The organism is Limnothrix sp. PR1529 (assembly GCF_002742025.1).
Lineage (GTDB): Bacteria > Cyanobacteriota > Cyanobacteriia > CACIAM-69d > CACIAM-69d > CACIAM-69d.
Genome location: NZ_LIRO01000124.1, coordinates 1 through 18,518, shown reverse-complemented (window position 1 = coordinate 18,518; position 18,518 = coordinate 1). Strand labels below are relative to the sequence as shown.

14 protein-coding genes and 1 tRNA gene are annotated in these 18,518 nt (G+C 55.3%); 8 read left to right on the top strand and 7 right to left on the bottom strand.

The features are described from left to right. The first annotated feature begins 61 nt into the window (after window positions 1-61). Together AMR42_RS17175 and AMR42_RS17170 are read left to right on the top strand one after the other, a co-directional pair. Window positions 62-1,291 (top strand): ABC transporter ATP-binding protein, encoded by a 1,230-nt coding sequence (locus AMR42_RS17175; RefSeq protein ID WP_099534872.1) that lies wholly within the window; start codon window positions 62-64, stop codon window positions 1,289-1,291. Between the two features lie 12 nt (window positions 1,292-1,303). Further along, window positions 1,304-2,425, top strand: coding sequence for an endonuclease NucS (locus AMR42_RS17170; RefSeq protein WP_099534871.1), 1,122 nt, complete (start codon window positions 1,304-1,306; stop codon window positions 2,423-2,425). Window positions 2,426-2,473: 48 nt separating this feature from the next. Here AMR42_RS17170 and AMR42_RS17165 read toward each other — a convergent pair whose 3' ends face one another. The 3 genes from AMR42_RS17165 to AMR42_RS17155 all read right to left on the bottom strand — a co-directional run bounded on the left by AMR42_RS17165 (window position 2,474) and on the right by AMR42_RS17155 (window position 8,985). Next, on the bottom strand, window positions 2,474-3,169 hold the full coding sequence (locus AMR42_RS17165; protein WP_304441474.1) for a ribonuclease HII: 696 nt from the start codon (window positions 3,167-3,169) through the stop codon (window positions 2,474-2,476). 4 nt (window positions 3,170-3,173) lie between these two features. After that, window positions 3,174-5,249 (bottom strand): Rne/Rng family ribonuclease, encoded by a 2,076-nt coding sequence (locus AMR42_RS17160; protein ID WP_099534870.1) that lies wholly within the window; start codon window positions 5,247-5,249, stop codon window positions 3,174-3,176. A 1,060-nt stretch (window positions 5,250-6,309) separates the two neighbouring features. Further along, complete coding sequence (locus AMR42_RS17155) at window positions 6,310-8,985, bottom strand: TIGR03960 family B12-binding radical SAM protein (RefSeq protein ID WP_099534897.1); 2,676 nt, start codon at window positions 8,983-8,985, stop codon at window positions 6,310-6,312. A gap of 267 nt (window positions 8,986-9,252) precedes the next feature. Between AMR42_RS17155 and AMR42_RS17150 the strand changes: the two genes are divergently transcribed. Further along, entirely contained in the window at window positions 9,253-9,447 is a 195-nt protein-coding gene (locus AMR42_RS17150; protein ID WP_099534869.1) for a hypothetical protein, read from the top strand. Window positions 9,448-9,792: 345 nt separating this feature from the next. Here AMR42_RS17150 and AMR42_RS17145 read toward each other — a convergent pair whose 3' ends face one another. After that, the gene (locus AMR42_RS17145) at window positions 9,793-10,290 is read right to left on the bottom strand and encodes a hypothetical protein (protein WP_099534868.1); all 498 of its coding nucleotides are present in this window, start codon (window positions 10,288-10,290) and stop codon (window positions 9,793-9,795) included. Window positions 10,291-10,425: 135 nt separating this feature from the next. Between AMR42_RS17145 and AMR42_RS17140 the strand changes: the two genes are divergently transcribed. Then, window positions 10,426-10,497, top strand: a tRNA-Val gene (locus AMR42_RS17140). Between the two features lie 402 nt (window positions 10,498-10,899). Beyond that, a complete protein-coding gene (locus tag AMR42_RS21425; protein WP_255407563.1) occupies window positions 10,900-11,025 on the top strand; it encodes a hypothetical protein in 126 nt (41 codons plus the stop codon). Here AMR42_RS21425 and AMR42_RS17135 read toward each other — a convergent pair. The 3 genes from AMR42_RS17135 to AMR42_RS17125 all read right to left on the bottom strand — a co-directional run bounded on the left by AMR42_RS17135 (window position 11,022) and on the right by AMR42_RS17125 (window position 14,068). Then, complete coding sequence (locus AMR42_RS17135) at window positions 11,022-11,243, bottom strand: hypothetical protein (protein WP_099534867.1); 222 nt, start codon at window positions 11,241-11,243, stop codon at window positions 11,022-11,024. The genes AMR42_RS21425 and AMR42_RS17135 overlap by 4 nt on opposite strands. A gap of 345 nt (window positions 11,244-11,588) precedes the next feature. Beyond that, window positions 11,589-13,136, bottom strand: coding sequence for a 16S rRNA (cytosine(967)-C(5))-methyltransferase RsmB (rsmB, locus tag AMR42_RS17130; protein WP_234407070.1), 1,548 nt, complete (start codon window positions 13,134-13,136; stop codon window positions 11,589-11,591). Window positions 13,137-13,342: 206 nt separating this feature from the next. Continuing rightward, the gene (locus tag AMR42_RS17125; RefSeq protein WP_099534866.1) at window positions 13,343-14,068 is read right to left on the bottom strand and encodes an alternative oxidase; all 726 of its coding nucleotides are present in this window, start codon (window positions 14,066-14,068) and stop codon (window positions 13,343-13,345) included. Window positions 14,069-14,675: 607 nt separating this feature from the next. On the opposite strand from AMR42_RS17125, the gene AMR42_RS17120 reads away from it, so the two are divergent. From AMR42_RS17120 to sfsA, 3 genes are all read left to right on the top strand, one after another. Further along, window positions 14,676-16,358, top strand: coding sequence for a CPBP family glutamic-type intramembrane protease (locus AMR42_RS17120; protein ID WP_199858228.1), 1,683 nt, complete (start codon window positions 14,676-14,678; stop codon window positions 16,356-16,358). Between the two features lie 191 nt (window positions 16,359-16,549). After that, window positions 16,550-17,296: a DUF975 family protein gene (locus tag AMR42_RS17115; protein ID WP_143473163.1), complete on the top strand. Its 747-nt coding sequence runs from the start codon at window positions 16,550-16,552 to the stop codon at window positions 17,294-17,296. A gap of 213 nt (window positions 17,297-17,509) precedes the next feature. Beyond that, window positions 17,510-18,265, top strand: a complete 756-nt coding sequence (gene sfsA, locus AMR42_RS17110; RefSeq protein WP_099534864.1) for a DNA/RNA nuclease SfsA — start codon at window positions 17,510-17,512, stop codon at window positions 18,263-18,265. Window positions 18,266-18,518 lie beyond the last annotated feature (253 nt).

Genomic DNA, 18,518 nt, shown 5'->3' with positions numbered 1-18,518 from the left:
TAACCAATCCCCACAGACCAATCCATATAATGGTCGAGACCTGCGCTCTAGTTGAATTGCCGTGGCTCGTGTCGTTTTGGATAACGTCTACAAAAGCTATCCGCCCCGCGATCGCGCGCCCGGTGGCAGTCCCACGGCCGTGCTGCGGCGGATTAGCCTGACGATCGAGGATGGCGAATTTTTGGTGCTGGTGGGCCCGTCCGGTTGCGGCAAAAGCACCCTGCTGCGATCGATCGCGGGTCTGGAAGCCGTGACGGGCGGCGAAATTTGGGTGGGCGATCGGCGCGTCGATCCATTGCCCCCGAAGGCGCGGGACGTGGCCATGGTGTTCCAAAGCTACGCGCTCTATCCACACCTGAATGTCTATGACAACATTGCCTTCGGGCTGCGGCGGCTGAATCCCCCGCCAGCGGAGGGATGGCGCAAATGGGAACCCTTGGCGGTGGGGCTGACGCGGCGACTGCCGGCCCCCTTGCGGTACGAGTCAGCCCAAGAGCGGGAAATTGGGCAGCGGGTGCGTGAGGTAGCCACCATGTTGCAAATTGACCATCTGCTCGATCGCCTGCCCAAGGAATTGTCCGGCGGCCAAAAGCAGCGGGTGGCCCTGGGCCGGGCGATCGCTCGAAACCCGCAGGTATTTTTGATGGATGAGCCGCTGAGTAATTTGGATGCCAAGTTGCGCACGGAGACCCGATCGCAAATTGTGCAGCTCCAACGCAAGCTGAAAACCACCACGGTTTATGTTACCCATGACCAGGTGGAAGCGATGACCATGGGCGATCGAATTGCGGTGCTCAACGGTGGGCAAATTCAGCAAATTGCGCCGCCCCTGGAACTCTATCACCAGCCGGCCAACCGGTTTGTGGCGGAGTTTATCGGCTCGCCCACCATGAATTTTTTGCCCGTGTGGGTAAAACGGCCGGCCCTGCTGACCAATGGCGAATTTCGGATGACGCTGCCGGAAATTTGGGACAAAACTCTAGAACCCTACGACGGTCGAGCGCTATGGCTGGGAGTACGTCCAGAACACTTGAGCGATGGTTTGCCTGCGCCCAAAAATTTACCGGTGCGCGTGTTGCAGGTGGAGGCGCTGGGGTCGGAAACCTACGCCCTGGTGGAACCGATCGATCGCGCCCTAGTCCGCACCCTGGAAGAGGCTCCGGCGAAACCGTTGCAAGTGCGCCTGCCGGCCGATCGCCCGATCGCTCTGGGTGATGAATTGTGGCTGTCGATTCCCAGCGAGCAACTCTACCTATTCGACCCCAGCACCGGCAAGGCTCTCTATCCCTAGGCGCAACGAGCAATGTTGATTGAAAAAGACGGTCAATGGCAATTTGAAAGTGAAGCCACTTTTGAAAGACTCCTTTGGCAAAACCTCGAAGAATGGCTAAACTTTCAGCCCCTCGCCCGTCAACTCAGAATGTGCGGCGAGCCTTGTGACATCATTGCCAGGAGTCCCAAGGGGAAGCCCGTTATTTTAGAACTTAAAAATGAAGAAGATCGCTATGTTGTCCAGCAACTCACGCGCTACTATCACAACTTTCTAGAGGAGCGTCCTGATTTACCCGATCTTGATACATCTAAGTCACCCCGATTGGTTGCGATCACCCCATCTCTCCATCGACACAATTTCATCGATCGGCTATACCATCGCCTCACTGTCGAATTATGGACATTCCACATTCGGAAACAGCACGATCAATTTCTGTTGGAGTTGGTGTCTTGGGAGACTCCTGACGCAAAATCAACGATTCAAACCATTGATCTAACACCCCATATTCAACTTCCGACAGCAGCGGAACCTGATCCACTGAGTCAGCTTGATAAAAATTGGAAATCGATTCTATCGAAGCGCTCGGAGATTGATCAAAAAAACCTCTTGGCAATTCGTGATTACATCCTAAGCTTTAGTCCAAAACTAGGAGAAGTTGTTACACCTAGCACAGCAACCTACGGTCAAATGCGGAGTAAAACAAATCTCTGCGAGTCAGAAGAAAGACTTTTAGCCCGATTTGAGCAGCTTCCCCTAGATAAGGCTCCCAGGCTTTTTCTTTATCTGCCAAGCATTGTCAAGTTATCTGTCAACATAGTTAAAGTTGAAATCCTCTTGCAGAAAGACAATTCAGAATATTCACTCCGTTCCTTAGTTCATTCCCTAAGAATGCCTAATAAATGTAGAAAACAGTATATTTACATGATGATGAAAAGCACGACAGATCAATCAAAATCTTATGGTCTATATGAGGTGACACCCACGGGATATTTGGAATTCTATCAATCTCTTTATGAAAAGAAGTTCTGGAAGCCACACTGGGATGATCAATTTTCTTCACTAGAAGATTTGCTTGATCTGGCGATTTTGGATTGGCAACGGCGACAGGACAAATTGACTGCAAAACGTCGTCCTTCGCCCAGTGCAGAGTGAGGGACGGAAAATCATTAGATTGCGTGGATTGACGATGCTAGAGGAACCCTAACCCGGGACTCCGTTGAGATTTAGGGTCAATTGACAGGGGGCGAAAGAACGTCGATGGAGCGGCGTGGGGCCAAGGGTTTGCAAGGCTGCTCGATGGGCCGCCGTGCCATAGCCCTTGTTGGCAGCTAGGTCATAGCCCGGATATTGCGCCGCGCAGTCAATGATCTGTTGATCGCGGTGAACTTTCGCCAAAATGCTGGCAGCGGCGATCGAGATCGATTGTCGATCGCCCTGAATGAGCGTTTCTTGGGGGCAAAACAAGTTGGGAATGGGTCGATTGCCGTCCACCAAGCAGCGATCGGGTCGCGGGTGCAATTGCTCCAGGGCCCGCCGCATGGCCAGGAACGTGGCTTGCAAAATATTGAGTTGATCAATTTCGGCCACAGAAGCTTCCGCGATCGCCCAGGCCACCGCCCGATCGCGAATGGGTTCCACCAGAGCTTGACGCTGGCGAGCCGACAGTTGCTTGCTATCCCGCACGCCCAAAGCCCGCAAGTCGCTCTCTGCCTCGGCCGTTAAAATCACCGCTGCTGCCACCACGGGCCCAAAAAGTGCGCCGCGGCCCACCTCATCCACCCCCGCAGTCCAAGGGGATTGAGCCGGAGCCGGAACCATGGAGTCGGCCAGGGAGCGATCGGGCAGCAATTCCGTCACGATCGCCCCATCCCTAGACCGCACCGCTTTACTCCCCATGGGGCTAAGCGCGAGTGCTCGATCGACGACGACGGCGGCGCGGCCGGCCGTTGGCATCCCCACCGGGCGTGACGGACACGATTTCCGGCAAGCCACTGGGCGGCTCCTCGGCCCCATTCCCATTGGAAACATTCAAAGGCAGAGATTCCGTGGGAACCAGTTCCGCCGCGATCGGGGCTGGGTCATTCCCTTCGGCCGGCTCGATCGAGTCCACCACCGGTTGCGGAGCCGGAACGGGCGGAGCCGTTTGACCCGGCAACAGCACCGAGACGATCGCGCTTTCCGGGTTTTCCGGCTGTCGATCGCTCAACAGCAGCGGCGATACCCCCATCCAGGCATAAACTTCCTGCTCTTCCGAAGTCATGGTCACGGCCACCACTTCCCGGGGTTCCGCAGTCCGAGCACCGCGCCCTCGGCTCCGTTCCGGTCGGCCATTGCGGCCCTGGGCGGCCGGGGCGGGGCTGGGTTGGGCGGCGGCCACCGTGGGCGGCTCCAACGGTGCTTCATCCACCTCGGGTTCTGCCGCCACCGGCAAACTGGCCGCCCCGCGCCGACTCACCGGCTCATCGTTCCCTCCGCGACGGCGACGGCGACGGCGGCTGTTGCTGCCATTCAGGGACTCTTGATAGTTGGGATGGTTGCTCAGATCCAAATCCTGCAAGTTAGGCAAGGGATCTTCCAAGCTGGGGAGGCTGGCGATCGCAGCGGCCGGGGGGAGTTCGCGCGATCGGGAAACCGAGCGACGACTGCCAACACTCGATCGACTCTTTTGCAGCATCGGAATACTGCGGCGATCGCCACTTTCCACATTGGGCAACAGGCTCACCGGTTCCGCATCGTCCGCCTCATCAGGCAGGTGGGCCAAAATGCCCAGGCCGCCACAGGTGGGGCAAGCACGGCCAAACAACTCATAGATGTTTTGGCCCTGACGTTTCCGGGTCAGTTCCACCAAGCCCAACTCCGAAAGCTGGGCAATTTGGGGCCGGGCCTTGTCGGACTTCAGCGCCTTGCTGAAATGCTCCAACACTTGCAGGCGATCGCGGTGGGATTCCATATCAATGAAGTCCACCACAATTACCCCCGCCAAATTTCGCAGGCGTAACTGACGGGCGATTTCCGTGGCCGCCTCGCAGTTCGTCCAAAGCACCGTTTCGCGGGCCGTGGCCGATCGGGTGAAGGAACCGGAGTTCACATCAATCACCGTCAGGGCTTCGGTCGGTTCAATGATGATGTAGCCACCAGAAGGCAAATCCACACGCGGCTTCAGGGCCTCGCGAATCGCCGCATTCACCCGGAAATATTCCAGAATTGACGATCGCTCCCGGTGATGGTCGATCGACACGCCCGGTAAGGTTTTGCTGCCCGCCCAGAGGGTCACCTGCTGCTTAATTCGCTTCATGCCCGAGTGGGAATCCACCACCACTCGGTTCACTTCTTGGGTATAGGCCTCGCGCAACACCCGTTGAATAAAGTCGTCGTCCCGTTCCAGCAGGGCCGGCGCGCGGGTCGAAGCCGCCTCCTGTTGAATCGACTCCCAACGGCGTTGCAGGGCTTCAAGATCTTCCATGATCGCCTCTTCGGCCACGCCCTCGGCCTCCGTGCGCACCAACAGCCCCATCCCCGCTGGCTTGATCAAAATGGCCAAGGCCCGCAGTCGGTGGCGCTCGTTCTCGCGCTCAATCCGCCGGGACAGGTTCACCCCCGACCCAAAGGGCATCAGCACCAAATAGCGACCGGGCAAACTGACTTTGCCGGTTAACCGAGGGCCCTTGTTGCCCGTCGGTTCTTTCATCACCTGCACCAAGACTTTTTGCTGCGGCGCGAGGAGTTCAGTAATCGAACCAGCGGTTTTGCGCAACCGCAGCGGGCCCAAGTCGGAAACGTGAATGAACCCGTTGCGTTCGGAATCCCCAATGTTGACGAAGGCCGCGTCAATGCCGGGCAGCACGTTCTCCACCACCCCGAGGTAAATGTCGCCCACCTGGTGACTGCCGGTGGCCACGATCAGTTCTTGAACGCGATCTTCGCTAAAAACGGCAGCAATGCGGTGCTGTTCGGCGATGATAATTTGTTTGGGCATGCAGATTCCTCTGGGAATTCACGGGCGATCGCCACATGCGGTCTACTGCACCGCCGAGAGGATGCAGGGGGCGACCGTCGCCGGGGATAAGACAGTAATTAATCGAAGGCTCGCTGACCAACCGCTTCATGCAGGTTCGATCGAGAAAAGCAAACAGGGTGTGCGGCTGCATCCATCAAGGAGCAGCACAGCATCGATTGATTTCTCGGTTCAATCGAGCAGCTAGAAATACCGGAGACATTCACCTCGACCGGGGAATTGCCCAGAAGCAGAAGTCAAGACTGAGGCAAACTGCGCAGGGCCAAACCAACGAACAAACTCGCGATCAATCAAGAAGACCCCGGTATGGGGCTTTGATCGAGACTTGACCCAAAAGGGTTGCGACTGAATGGCGATCGACAACTTGATCCAGACACAATTCGATCAAAGCACGTTGGATTTGTTGGCCTGTTAAAAACCCCCTATCCAGCACAGCTTGAGCAACTCTCACTCAGTCTGGAACCGGTGACTTGTTAACAGGGATTGGCCAAAGCAGATGTTACGAGCTTAACCCTGCATCTTGCGGGTTTCCTACATCATCGAGAGCAAGTTTGGCTCTGAGGTGTGGTTGCCCGCAAAGAGTTAGATTCGTGGGCGGCATTCAATCGCCGAGGCAATTCCTGAGGATTGGCGGTGGCTCGGGATATTTTCGCTGCTGCACAGGCGCTCGATCGAGGACGGGCACTAAGCGCGTTCTGGGTAAATGCCTGGCTCGATTGATTTTGAAGGCGATCGGCTGCTGAGGCTTTGTCTTTGGTGGTGTCGCGCACCGGGACAATTGCCTAGCAGTCATCTCCAGTGTAGCAGGTGGCTAGCACAGAACTGGGGGGTTCACTAGAATCATGCGACTCTTCTCGCAAATTGTTACGAATTGCAATGATTTGCGAGGCTTGTTCACGGTTCACGGTAACAGCGTGCAGCAGCAACCCAGGAATGCAGCCGCCAATGGACGATCGCCGCTACCTAACCACGCCTACCTAACCACGCCTCAGTTACCCGATCAATGTAATTGCCCGATCAATTAGTTGCTAATTGCCAAATCAATTGCCAACTCGGGAGATGCAACCGATCGCACTGCGGCCGCCAGCAGCAGTTGCAACCGGTGCGATCGCACCAAACTGATGTCTTGGCCCGTGGCCTGCTCCAGCAACCACACCAAATGCTCGGGCCGCAGTTGTTGCCCATCGTTGCGGCAGAGGCCCCGGAATCGCAGGGTGGCGGATTCGCCCGTGGGTGGCTCGGTGGGGTCAATCAGTTGCACCTGATCCAGCCAATCGCGCAGGTTCACTTGGGTGGTTTTGCCGGATTTGGTGGTTTTTTCCCAGAGCCATTCGGGGCGATCGAGCACAACAGCCAAGGCAGCGGCCCAATCGATCGCCCCGCCATCGGTGGCAGTGACGGTGATTTCGTATTCCGCGCGATCGAGCAGTTGGTTCGCCGCCGGATCTTTCAGGGGCACTTCCTCGATCTCCAGCAGGGGCAAATCCACCGGCAATTGGGCCGCCAAAGCAGCCTGGATCTGCGCCAGGGGCCAGAGATCCGTGAGTTCTAGATCGAGAATTTCTCCCTCACTGGTCACGCCCAAGGAGAGGGCATGGGCCGGCACAATCCGGGGCGAGGGATGGAAACCGCCCGTGTAGGACACCGGAATTGCTGCCCGGCGCACGGCGCGATCGAGCAGGCGCATCAAATCTAAATGACTGAGCAGGGCCATTTCGCCCCGCTTGGCAAACCGCAGCCGCACCCGCTGGGCCCGGGTTTGATTGGGCTTGAAGTGGCCCTGGAACTGCGGAATCACAGGCGGCGGCACCACCACGTTATTGCCAAAGTCATAGCCACAAACCCCGCAATGGGAACAGCCCTCAAAGGAGCAGTCGGGAACCGTGGCCGCTTCCAAGGCCCGTTGCAGATCCTCTTTCAGCCATTTTTTGTCCACGCCGCTGTCCAAGTGATCCCAGGGCAAGGGGCGATCGAGCAGGGCGGTCGGGTCGATCGCCTCCGGTGCGGCCGATTCTCCTTCTTCAAAGGCGTTCCACTCACCCGCTTCCACTTGGCGATATTTCCAATGCAGGTCGGCTTCTTCGATCGCCTGTTGCCAAGCCCCAAAGGCCCGATCGAGGCTTTCCCACCAGGAATCCATCCCCGCACCCAACTCCCAAGCCCGCCGCACCACCGGCCCCAACCGGCGATCGCCCCGGCCCACAAAATCCTCCATGGCCGAGATCCGCACATCGGTGAAATTCGCCTTTAGGCCGCGAATCGTCCGAAATTCCTGGCGTAAGAGATCCTGTTTGCGCAAAAACTCCGCCGTAGACACCGTATGCCACTGGAACGGCGTGTGGGGCTTGGGCGTGAAGTTGGAGATCGTCAGGGTGAACTGAATCCGCTTGCGACCGCGTGCGCCACATTCCCGCTGGAGCCAACGGACAGTTTCCGCAATCCCCAACACATCCGCATCGGTTTCCCCGGGCAGCCCAATCATGAAATAGAGCTTGATTTTGTCCCAACCCTGTTCCCAGGCGGTTTTCACGCCCCGCAGCAGTTCCTCATTGGTCAAGCCCTTATTAATGATGTCCCGCAGGCGCTGGGTTCCCGCTTCCGGGGCAAAGGTCAAGCTGCTTTGGCGCGTGCCGCCAAGAATGTTGGCGATGTTTTGGTCGAAGCGATCGACCCGTTGGCTGGGCAATGACAGGGTAATATTTTCGCCCTGGAGCCGGTTTTTAATCTCCAGTCCCACGGCCGGCAGGGCCAAATAATCGGAGCAACTGAGGGACAGCAACGAAAACTCGTTAAAGCCCGTGGCTCGCATCCCGTCGGCCACCGCGTCAATCACTTCTTCGGGGTCTACGTCGCGGGCCGGGCGGGTCAACATGCCCGGTTGGCAAAACCGACAACCCCTTGTGCAGCCCCGGCGAATCTCTACGGTTAGGCGATCGTGCACCGTTTCCACATAGGGAACCAGCCCGATCGAGTAGTGGGGCATGGGGGTGGCCACCCGCCGCAGCACCCGGGCCGGCACATCGGGCCGGACAGGATGCACCGACCCATCGGCCGCCATCTCGTAAAACTGGGGCACATAGACCCCCGGCACTTGGGCTAAGTCCAGCAAAACTTCCTGGCGACTGAGGCCCGCGTCTTTGCCCTCTTGAATCACTAGGCCAATTTCCGGCAACAGCTCTTCACCATCACCCAGGGCCACAAAATCAAAAAAGTCCGCGTAGGGTTCCGGGTTGGAGGTGGCCGTTTGCCCGCCCGCGAAGATCAAGGGACAGTCGGCGATCGGGCGATCGGCGCGATCAGCCCAGGTCAGGGGCAACCCAGCCAAAGCCAACATTTCCAAAATGTTGGTGGCCCCCAGCTCGTAGCTGAGGCTGAAGCCCAAGATGTCGTAATCACTCAGGGGGCGGCGACTTTCAACGGCAAACAGGGGCGTTTGGCTGGCTCGCAGCTTGTCGGCCAAGTCCTGGGCGGGTAAATAGGCGCGATCGCACAGTTGGCGCGGCTGGGCGTTGATGATGTTGTAGAGGATCACATGGCCCAGGTTCGACGCGCCCACCTCATAAATTTCCGGGTAGGTCAGCACCCAACGCACCGTGGCCGACTCCCAGGGCTTGTGGACAGATCCCAGTTCGTTCCCCAGGTAGCGGGCAGGACGATTAATCTCAGTCGTGATCAGTTGGTCTACAGCAACGGTCACAGGCATTCTCCAGTGGACTCAGTTCGATCGTACCGAGCAAACTTCCGAATTCGGCAAAATCCAGCCAAACTCAATCCGGACAAAACAGTGGCACAGCGATCAATTCCAAGGAAGTCGCTTGTTGAATAGGCTAATTTCAATCGTCAGTGGGCATCCGTGCGATGGTGATAAAGATCACGCAGACAAAAGCGGCGCGATCGCATCAGCTCCCGCACCAACAACCGACAATACCAATAGCCAACTGTTCGTAATTAACAGGAGCTGACCGTGAAAGCAACCCATGCAATCCGGCGGTTGGTGGAAAAGGCCCTCTATCTCCGCCAACTGACTCCCGATATCGAGAACGAGATCAATTATGAGTTAACCCGCCAGGGTTATGTTTCAGATGCGGATTATGAAGCGCTGGAACTTCTCATGAGCGAGATGGATGAAGGTCGCATCCAACTGGTTCCGAGCGTTTAGTCAAAAGCTTGATGCCTAAATCTTAAGCTCCCCTTAAGCTTCATGGCAACTACCTGATCAAAACTTTTTGATCGAATCCCTGATCAAACCGATCAGCCGGATTGGCCTGATCCAATCGATCGAGATCCAGTCAATCCAGCCCCACGGATTCCGATTAAATAGACTTTCAATTCAGTCAATTCAGTTGAGTCAGGGGTCTTAGTCCACAGCTCCCGATCGCAAGCTTCGGTCAAAGTCTTTGAGCCAAAAAGTCCTTGATCAGAGATCTTGATCGAAAATCGCTGCGGCACGACTCAGCACCCTTGAGCCCGATCGCCCCTTGTCCAACACCTCAGCGAGGGTTAATCAACGGACTTCCGGGGGCCCACTGATCCGCATCGGTGGGAGCTTGCGGGCAAACAGTAGTCGCACAAATTTTTGGAAAACCATGCGGCCCGCCGCCGGTTCAATGTTGGGCAAGCAATGGGGCTTCAGGGCCAGCAAGTTCAGCAGTTCCAAATCGAATGCCGCCCGGAACAGGGCACTCGGCAACACCAAGTCCACAGCATATTCTTCCGAATAGATCGTTTGGGGACGATCGCTAGCTTCCCGGGCTAGTTGATCGGCGTATTCCGCCAGCACGATCGGTCGCACCCAGGTGGTTTGACGTTCCAAATTTTGGTCGATCGCCTCCGCCAACAATTGCCACCGATCGTGCTCCAAACAGAGCACCGGCCTTGCAGTCAGGGGCGGGGTTGGTGAGTTCCCGGAATCATCCACCGTTGGCCCAGGTTCCGATTCAATCTCGATCGCGGGGTTAATCAACGGCGCAGCGGGCAAAGCGGGCAATGGCAAACCATCCATCGGAGCCAAGCAGAATCAATCAGAAAGGACAATTTTGCAATCTCAGCGATCTAAACCGTAGCAAAATTCCAAATCTCTGGTATATTGTTATCCGGTCAGCGGTCAAAGCGCCTGACAACGACTCAAACCCCTTAGGGGCGGTTAGCTCAGCGGTAGAGCTCCTGCCTTACAAGCAGGCTGTCATAGGTTCAAATCCTATACCGCCCATTTTTTGAAACGGTCACTCAGACCACTCTTCCTCATTCACCCGCGAGCACCAGCTTGCTAGCACCAACTCGTGATCGTCGAGACGGCTAGCGCCAGTCAGTCATATCCCTAATTGGATTTTGCTAATTGGGTTCTGGCTTTGGATTTTGGCTTCAGAGTCTCACGCTCAAACTTTGTGCCGGTGTTTGCTTGCAGTCACATGGTTGAGCCGTCCATCTTTGGGGCATTTCGCTGATGGGCGGCTGGTCGGGAATTTTGATTGCGTCATATCCCATTCGGCTAAGCCAAGTGAATGCTGAGCCAGATTAAGTTTTTGCCAGTTGCTGCCAAACTCAGTTTTCGCCAGATTCACAGACTACTCTGAGCGCTGCTCTGAGCAATCCTCTGGGAGGTTAGAAATGATTGATTAAGCGATCATTGAGCGATCGCTGTGCCGACTGTTCGGCTGTTCGATTGCTGAGCATGTGGCTAGATTTGAGCCTGTGCCTGGTGATGGATTCAGGGGCCACGATCGAGCCAGCCACCTAAGCCACTGAGCGCCCGTTGGCCAAATCGCGAATTAGGGAAACTTTGGCTTGCAGGTAGCCATCCAGCTCGGCCCGATCGCTGCGATCAATTCCGGGGCAACCGGTCATGAGGCGATCGGCCAAAAAGTTCACCAAACCGTCATCATCCAAGGCCAGGAGGGTGCTGGTTTGGATCGATTCAACCACCGACCACAGTTGCCGCATCAGTAGAGGTTTCATGAGAGACCCTCCTTAAGGTTTTCTTTATGTTGATAAGATAACCGCCATAGCCACCAACAGCAGGGAATGATACAAGACGATAGCTGTTGCGCGAGGTCATGCAACAAATCGATTCACAGCGTTACACTTGGCTCGATCCTGCCCTGATCTCCCTGACACCCCAATTTTGGCTCAGACCCTGACTGGCTCTGGAATTGCGGTCAATTTGTCAGTAGTCAATTCTTAAAATTCCCGCCTAAAACGCAACAATTGCCGTTAATAATCAAAAATTAATAATGAGTAATTTCGGCGACCATAATTTTGCTCGTCTATTCATTGAAACATAGTGGTCGCCGCTCGCAACGCTCACGGATCTGATGGCTGTCGTCGAAGTTTGACCATGAAAAAGCCGTCCATTTGCCAATGGTGGGGCCACAGTTCCAGCCAACCGGCGGCGGTCACAAAGGGAGCCAAGGGAGAGTCAGGGGTGGGCGGTTCGATCGCCCAGTGGGGATGGCGTTGCAAAAAGTCGCGAATGATTGCCCCATTTTCCGGCTCATGCACGGTGCAGGTGGCATAAACGGCTACACCGCCGGGCCGCACCCAAGCATCGGCGCGATCGAGTAAATCTCGCTGAATTTGCACCAACTGGGCCACGGTTTCTGGAGTCTGTCGCCAACGGGCATCGGCCCGACGATGCAACGTTCCCAACCCAGAACAGGGCACATCAAGCAAGAGGCGATCGCACTGGGTGGGCACTTCCTCTAAACCGCTGATCGGGCCCGATTTCGATCGAGACCGATCACGCTTGCGGGCAGCGGTGACCAGGGGTGCTTTGCCTCCGGTGCTGTCCGCTTCCACCATCCGAATCGATCGCAGTCCCAACCGCCGCACCGTGTCTTGCACCTTCCGCAGGCGAGATCCAGCACGATCGATCGCCCAAATCTGGCCCTGATCTTGCATTAGCGCCGCAATATGGGCTGTTTTTCCACCCGGCGCAGCACAGGCATCAATCACCGTTTCGCCCGGTTGTGGATCCAACAACAGAGCCACTAACTGGGCGCTGGCATCCTGCACTGTCCACCAACCGGCTCCATAGCCCGGAAGGGTGGCGATCCAGGCCCGGCCATTGTCCGGCGCATCGGCCGATCGGGAATCTGGCTCGGTGGCGATGGTTTCTGCCAAAGGGTCATCCCCATGGCCCCGTTGGGCCGCTAACCGCAGAGCACTGGGCAGGTGGTCGATCGGGGTGACGGCCACACCGGCCGCCGTTAGGGCCGCCATCACCGTTTCCCGATCGGTCACCAAGGTATTCACCCGCAAGTCGATCGTCGGGGGCTGGTCAAACCATTGGCACAACTGTTCCGTTTCCGCTTCCCCCAGGCGATCGAGCCAGGTTTGCACAATCCAGTTTGGGTAACTGTAGGTTTGGGCCAACCGTTCCACCGGCTCAAGACCCGCCACCGAGGTCAGCGGGTTTGGGTTTTTGGCTTTTTGGCGTAAATATCCCCGCAGCAAGCCATTGACGAACCCACTTAGCCCCTTTAAACCGCAGAATTTGGCCAATTCCACGGTGGTGTCCACGGCGGCCGAATCTGGAATTCGATCAAGATAAATAAGCTGATATAACCCCAACCGCAACAAATTGCGGAGGGTCGGCGGCTGTTCTTGGGCGGAACGGGTCGCCAGGCGATCGATCCAACCGTCCAAGGCCCGCAACTGTCGGGTGCAGCCATAGACCAACTCCGTCACCAACCGGCGATCGCGCCCGTCCAAATCCCCATACTGACGCATGACCCGATCGAGTGCCGCATCCGCATAGGCCCCTGCTTCAATCATCCCCAAGGCCGTGAAGGCCGCATGGCGAGCCACCAGGGCGCGATTTTTAGGAAGCGTTGCACCTTGCATAGCCATGACAAACACCCAAAAACGGGAGCACAGATAGAGAACAGGGAGACTGTCCAGAATACAGGCGAACCGGGCAAACCCGATCCGCCTGAAAAAGTTGATAGTCATTAAGGAGCGATCGAGGGCGACCCGTGACGGTCAGTCATTGCCATGGTTTCCGGGCCCACCAGTCCCACAAAAATTCGCGGGGCAATAGGGGCAGTAACCGTTGATTAACCCATTTGCGGGCGATCGGGAGTCATCTCCAAAGACGGCGCGATCACCTCCAGCGACTCGGGGGTCTTGCCAGCTAAACTCCCCGCCTCATGGGGACTCAGACAAGCCTGATCCTGGGGCTGCTGACAGGCTACCATCGTTTTCACATGCTCCATTTCGTCGTCGCGGATGGCCACAAACACATCGTAGAGGTTGTCAATGATTGGGCGGCGGCTTTCGGGCACTTGGGCCGTTTGGAACTCATCAAACAGATACAAATCTCCGTCGCGGTAGTAGCGCTGAGCAATTTCCGGCGCAGGTTCCGCTTTCAACATGGCTTCCGCTTGATGCAAAAACTTGTTGTAGGACGCATAGGCGTGTTTTTCCACCAGTTCCATGAAATGGTAGGCAGATTGGGGAGACACCAAATACACCCCCACAATGATCCAGTAGTAAACCAGGGCGGCAGACTTGGCGATCAGGCGATCGCTCCAAACCCGATTTCCTCCCAAGGCTTCCATGATCAGCAAGTGGTGCAATTCATTCCAAGATTCCGCAAAATGCACCTTCAGCCAGTCCGCCTTGCGCCACCAACCGAGGGTTTCGTAAAGGTGCAACACGGACATGTAAGCAAAGTAGGGAACGCGGGCCACGGTTTCCAACACGTAAAACCGAGGATAGGGACGATCTTTATACAAAACATTGATCACCCAAACAAGAATGCCAACTAGCAAACGAATCATGGTGCTGCTCCAGGAAGGTTGCAGGCAAAGGCGCTATGGCACGGGAGAACTGGGAAGCTGTGGTTGAAGATTGTGACCGAATAACCTTGTTTAGGAACCAGTGCTGTTTTTGAGTGCTGGTTTTGGGTTTCGATCGCTCACCCTGGTCGCGCCGTGCCAGCCTTTGACCTAAGCTGGTTTGATCCTAACGACCGCTGTAGGAAATAGCTGAGCGGTGAAGGGATGAAAGGGCTGAGTTAGGCAAATTCAGGTAATCTCGCCCCGGCCAAAGAGTTGTCAAGTCACCCGATCGAGCATTGCTAAAGAAATTCCGAAAAACCCTAACAAATTACAAAACTGATACAAATAAATTCAGTAAGATTTCGGAATCTATCAGAATTTATCGGATTACTAGCTTCCGCAACGTGGTTTATAAGTTTGTAAGGGCCAGGTAAGCTGTTAAGGGTTTCATGACCTTTGGCTGGACAATTTTGATGATTTCCCAAATTCCATGACATTTTGCGATGCAGTTCTGCATGGATCGTCTTGATCGGGCGATCGAGCGATCAAAGCCATCGAATTTGTCGAATTGATCGAGTTGGCTAGCCTTTAAAACAGCATTTGAACGGTGGACAGCAACATTGTGACGGGAATAACTGGAAGCGGAAATTTCAAGCGATTGGTTTTAGTGGTGCTGACCGTGTTGGCCTTGTCGGTTTCTGGGTTGTCCTTGGTGGGCAGCTTTACCCAAACCCAGATCCAAAGTCGTCTGGAGCTATATCAAACCAATCTGATGTTGCGGGCCACGGGAGAACTGGACTTACCGCCCGATCGCCCGGCCGAAACCGACGACCCGATCGCCGTCCTGCGTCAGCAACTGTTGGGCGATCGCACCTTTGCCGATGCTCGTCAGCAATATCAGGCCTTTCGCGAGAAAGCTGCCTTGAGTGCGGAAAAATTTATCCGCGAATTAACCACCCCGGCGAATAATCGATCGGCAAATTCTGAGGCTAGCGACTTAGCTACAGCGGGGCCAGACTCTGACTTCGATCGGCTAGCCCAACAATTGCGCGAGCTGGCCGCCGTAGACCTACGATTGGGCCTGCTTCAGGCCCGGTTGGGAGATTCCACCGCCGCATTGACCACTTGGCAGCAGCTTGCCCGCCTTTCAGCTTCCGTGCCCGACTCGATCGATCCCCAAAGTTTCCTCAGCGACTTTGACGAAATTCGAGAAAATTTGGCTCTGTTGTGGGGAAATCGCAACCAAATCACCAACCAAGTCACTAACCAAATCACCCCAGCGCTACCGCCCGCCATCGCCCAAGGCATTGAAGACAACATCCGACAATTTTTGGGGGGGTGGTTCCGCAATGCCAGCTTGGCCAGACTGTACCGTCTGCAACAGCGACCGGCTGAACTCAGCCTCCTGGCCGCCGAAACCAACCTGCAAGCCGAGTCCCTGCTGTTGAAACTGGCCGCCGTTAACCTCATCCCCGGCCTGGCCCTTCTCTGCGGCATCATTAGTCTGATCGTCTTGCTGGTGCAACGCTTCCTGAAGGGATCTAACTCACTGCTGTCCCTCGCCTCCGTGCAATGGACGGTTCCTTGGACGGGTGAAACCATCTGGGAAGTGTTCATCCTTGGCTTTTTTGCGATCGGACAGATTGTTGTTCCCCTCATCCGCTCGATCGGGCTGCAACTGCTTGGCATTCAGCCCAGCACCCTCACGGGCGGAACCCAAGCCGGCATCATCCTTTTCAGTTACGGACTCATGGCCGCCGGGAGCGTCCTAACCCTGCGCTACGCCGTCAAATCCTATCTGCCTCTCCCGGAAGGCTGGTTTCAGTTCAAATGGCAAAATGGCCGCTGGCTGGCCTGGGGCATCGGTGGTTACTGTGTTGCGCTCCCGATCGTCATTCTTGTTTCCCTGGCAAATCAACAAATCTGGCAAGGGCAAGGGGGCAGCAATCCCATCCTCTCGATCGTTCTCGAAAACCGCGACCCCGTCGCCATCACCTGCTTTTTTCTCACCGCCTCGATCGCGGCTCCCCTGTTTGAAGAAACCCTCTTTCGCGGCTTTCTGCTTCCTTCCCTCACTCGCTACCTACCCCCATGGGGAGCCATTGGCCTCAGCAGCTTGATCTTTGCCCTCGCCCACCTCAGTCTTTCGGAAGTCCTGCCGCTTACAACCTTGGGCATTGTTCTTGGCGTGGTCTATGCCCGATCGCGCAATCTTCTGTCCTCAATCCTGCTGCATGGTTTATGGAACAGCGGCACGCTCGCCAGCCTGATTCTGCTCTCCAGTCGTTAACCACGGCCCTCGGCCAATCTAGCCTCCAGCCCTAGTCTTCAGGCTCCCCAGCATTCATTAAAAATTCATTCAATCGGACGGCCCCTGAGGAGTCCGGTGCTAGCTTGTGGCCAAACCCTTGTGTCATCAAGATTTACAAGATCTGACGACGACTCAGGGTGCTTGGTTTCAACGTCGTGGAGTCTATCACCATGCAAAATCCCGAGTGGTCTTCACTGGGCGATCGCGACTACAGCGTCAACTCAGGAGACTGGATCGGCAAAGGCTGGTCTATGTTTCAGAAAGACGCTGGCCCCTTAGTGGGCTTCTTTGTAGTCGTCCTTCTAATTAACATCGTTTTAGGTGTTATTCCAGGTATCGGCTCGATCGCCAGCTCCGTCATTGGCCCAATCTTAAATGCAGGCTTTTTAATCTACAGCTTCAAGATTTTACGAGAGCAAACTCGTAGCTTCGGAGACTTTTTTGAAGGCTTTAGCCAATTCGGAGACCTCTTCCTTTTTGCCCTCGTTTCCGGTCTTATTTCCTCACTGCCCATGCTGCCCGGTGCAATTCTGTTGGGCATCGGTACTGCCATGAGCGAAGGTAGCGAATCCCCCTCTCCTCTGCTCATCGTTGGGGGGATTCTCCTGCTCGTCGGCATCATTCCCGCGATCTACTTGGGCATCTGCTACTCCATGGGAATGCCTCTCATTATCGATCGGCGAGTGCAGTTCTGGCCCGCCATGGAAATGAGCCGGAAGGTCGTTAACAAACATTGGTGGGGAATTTTCGGCTTCTCCTTTCTCCTCGGTCTGCTGAATCTGGCAGGCGTGATTCTTTGCTTTGTTGGCATCCTGGTCACTGCACCCGTTTCCATGTGCGCGATCGCCTATGCCTATTCTCAGATCTTTGGTCTAGCACCCAAAGTTGCCATGAGCGATTCAGGCAGCAACAGCTAGCATCGTCCCACAAACTGAACTTTCTGAATAATTAGGGGGTGACCACTTGTCACCTCCATTTAAATACCTCAACTTAATTTCAAGTTAATTTTCAGTAATTGCGTAGTATGGATCTCTAATTTATCCCTGATGATTCATCTCTACAATTTCACTATCAATTCATTACTAAGAGCATTTAAGATAAACCCAATCAAAGTTTAGTTGGAAGAATTAATGCTTAGCGCTCAACCATCTTTTACGCAAGAAATACAACTATATTGCTACCCCAATTCCACCCAGGGAAAACTTGTAAAGCGCTACAAGCGATTTTTCGCTGATATTGAACTAGATTCAGGCGAAATCATTACCGCCCACTGCCCCAACACGGGCCCCATGAGTGGTGTCTGTGAAGTTGGATCGCGAGTTCTTCTTTCCCACAATCCCAGCCCTAAGCGCAAGTTAGCTTACACCTGGGAAGCGATCGAAGTTCTTGGGCATCAGCAAAAACCAATTTGGGTAGGGGTCAACACCAACCTGCCCAATCGAGTAGTTAAAGAGCTGTTGACCCAACGACTGCTGACCGATTTAGAACCTTACGAAACAGTTCGATCGGAGGTGAAATACGGTACTAATAGCCGTGTTGACTTCCTCCTAGAGGGCACTTCATCCGGCAAACCTATCTACATTGAGGTGAAGAATACAACCTGGAGCGATGGATCCTTAGCCAAGTTTCCCGACACAGTGACCGATCGTGGGCAAAAGCACCTGCGCGAGATGATGGCCGTGATGCCCCAAGCCCAAGCCGTCATGCTGTACTTTATCAATCGATCGGACTGCGATTTTTTCGCCCCCGGGGACGATCGAGACCCCACTTACGGACAGCTACTGCGCCAGGCGATCGAACAAGGACTGATCGTATTACCCTGTCGCTTTTCTGTTTCACCCGCTGGTCTCAGCTTTATAGGTCTAGCGGCCCAACAGTTTAACTAGTTCAATCCAAATAATTGCTATAAAGCTCTGGGGATGAGCTAAGGAACCAGTCACTACTGATTCAACCAGCCTAGTCCCACAAGCCTTGGTGGTTCTAAACATCGCTAAAAAAGGAGAGGGGTTCTAGATAATGCTCTAGAACCCCCCTCCCCTCTCTTCAATTATTAACCTGGCATCGAGCTATTTTCGCAGGGGGCTACCCCCCAACTATCGTCGCCGTAACAGCGTTTCACAACCGAGTTCGGGATGGATC

Coding starts and splice junctions, on each gene's coding strand:
- AMR42_RS17145 (WP_099534868.1), bottom strand. CDS start 10,290: ATGGATGGTTTGCCATTGCCCGCTTTGCCCGCTGCGCCGTTGATTAAC.
- AMR42_RS17170 (WP_099534871.1), top strand. CDS start 1,304: ATGTTGATTGAAAAAGACGGTCAATGGCAATTTGAAAGTGAAGCCACT.
- AMR42_RS17165 (WP_304441474.1), bottom strand. CDS start 3,169: ATGGGGAGTAAAGCGGTGCGGTCTAGGGATGGGGCGATCGTGACGGAA.
- AMR42_RS17125 (WP_099534866.1), bottom strand. CDS start 14,068: ATGATTCGTTTGCTAGTTGGCATTCTTGTTTGGGTGATCAATGTTTTG.
- sfsA (WP_099534864.1), top strand. CDS start 17,510: ATGCTTAGCGCTCAACCATCTTTTACGCAAGAAATACAACTATATTGC.
- rsmB (WP_234407070.1), bottom strand. CDS start 13,136: ATGGCTATGCAAGGTGCAACGCTTCCTAAAAATCGCGCCCTGGTGGCT.
- AMR42_RS17135 (WP_099534867.1), bottom strand. CDS start 11,243: ATGAAACCTCTACTGATGCGGCAACTGTGGTCGGTGGTTGAATCGATC.
- AMR42_RS17160 (WP_099534870.1), bottom strand. CDS start 5,249: ATGCCCAAACAAATTATCATCGCCGAACAGCACCGCATTGCTGCCGTT.
- AMR42_RS17115 (WP_143473163.1), top strand. CDS start 16,550: ATGCAAAATCCCGAGTGGTCTTCACTGGGCGATCGCGACTACAGCGTC.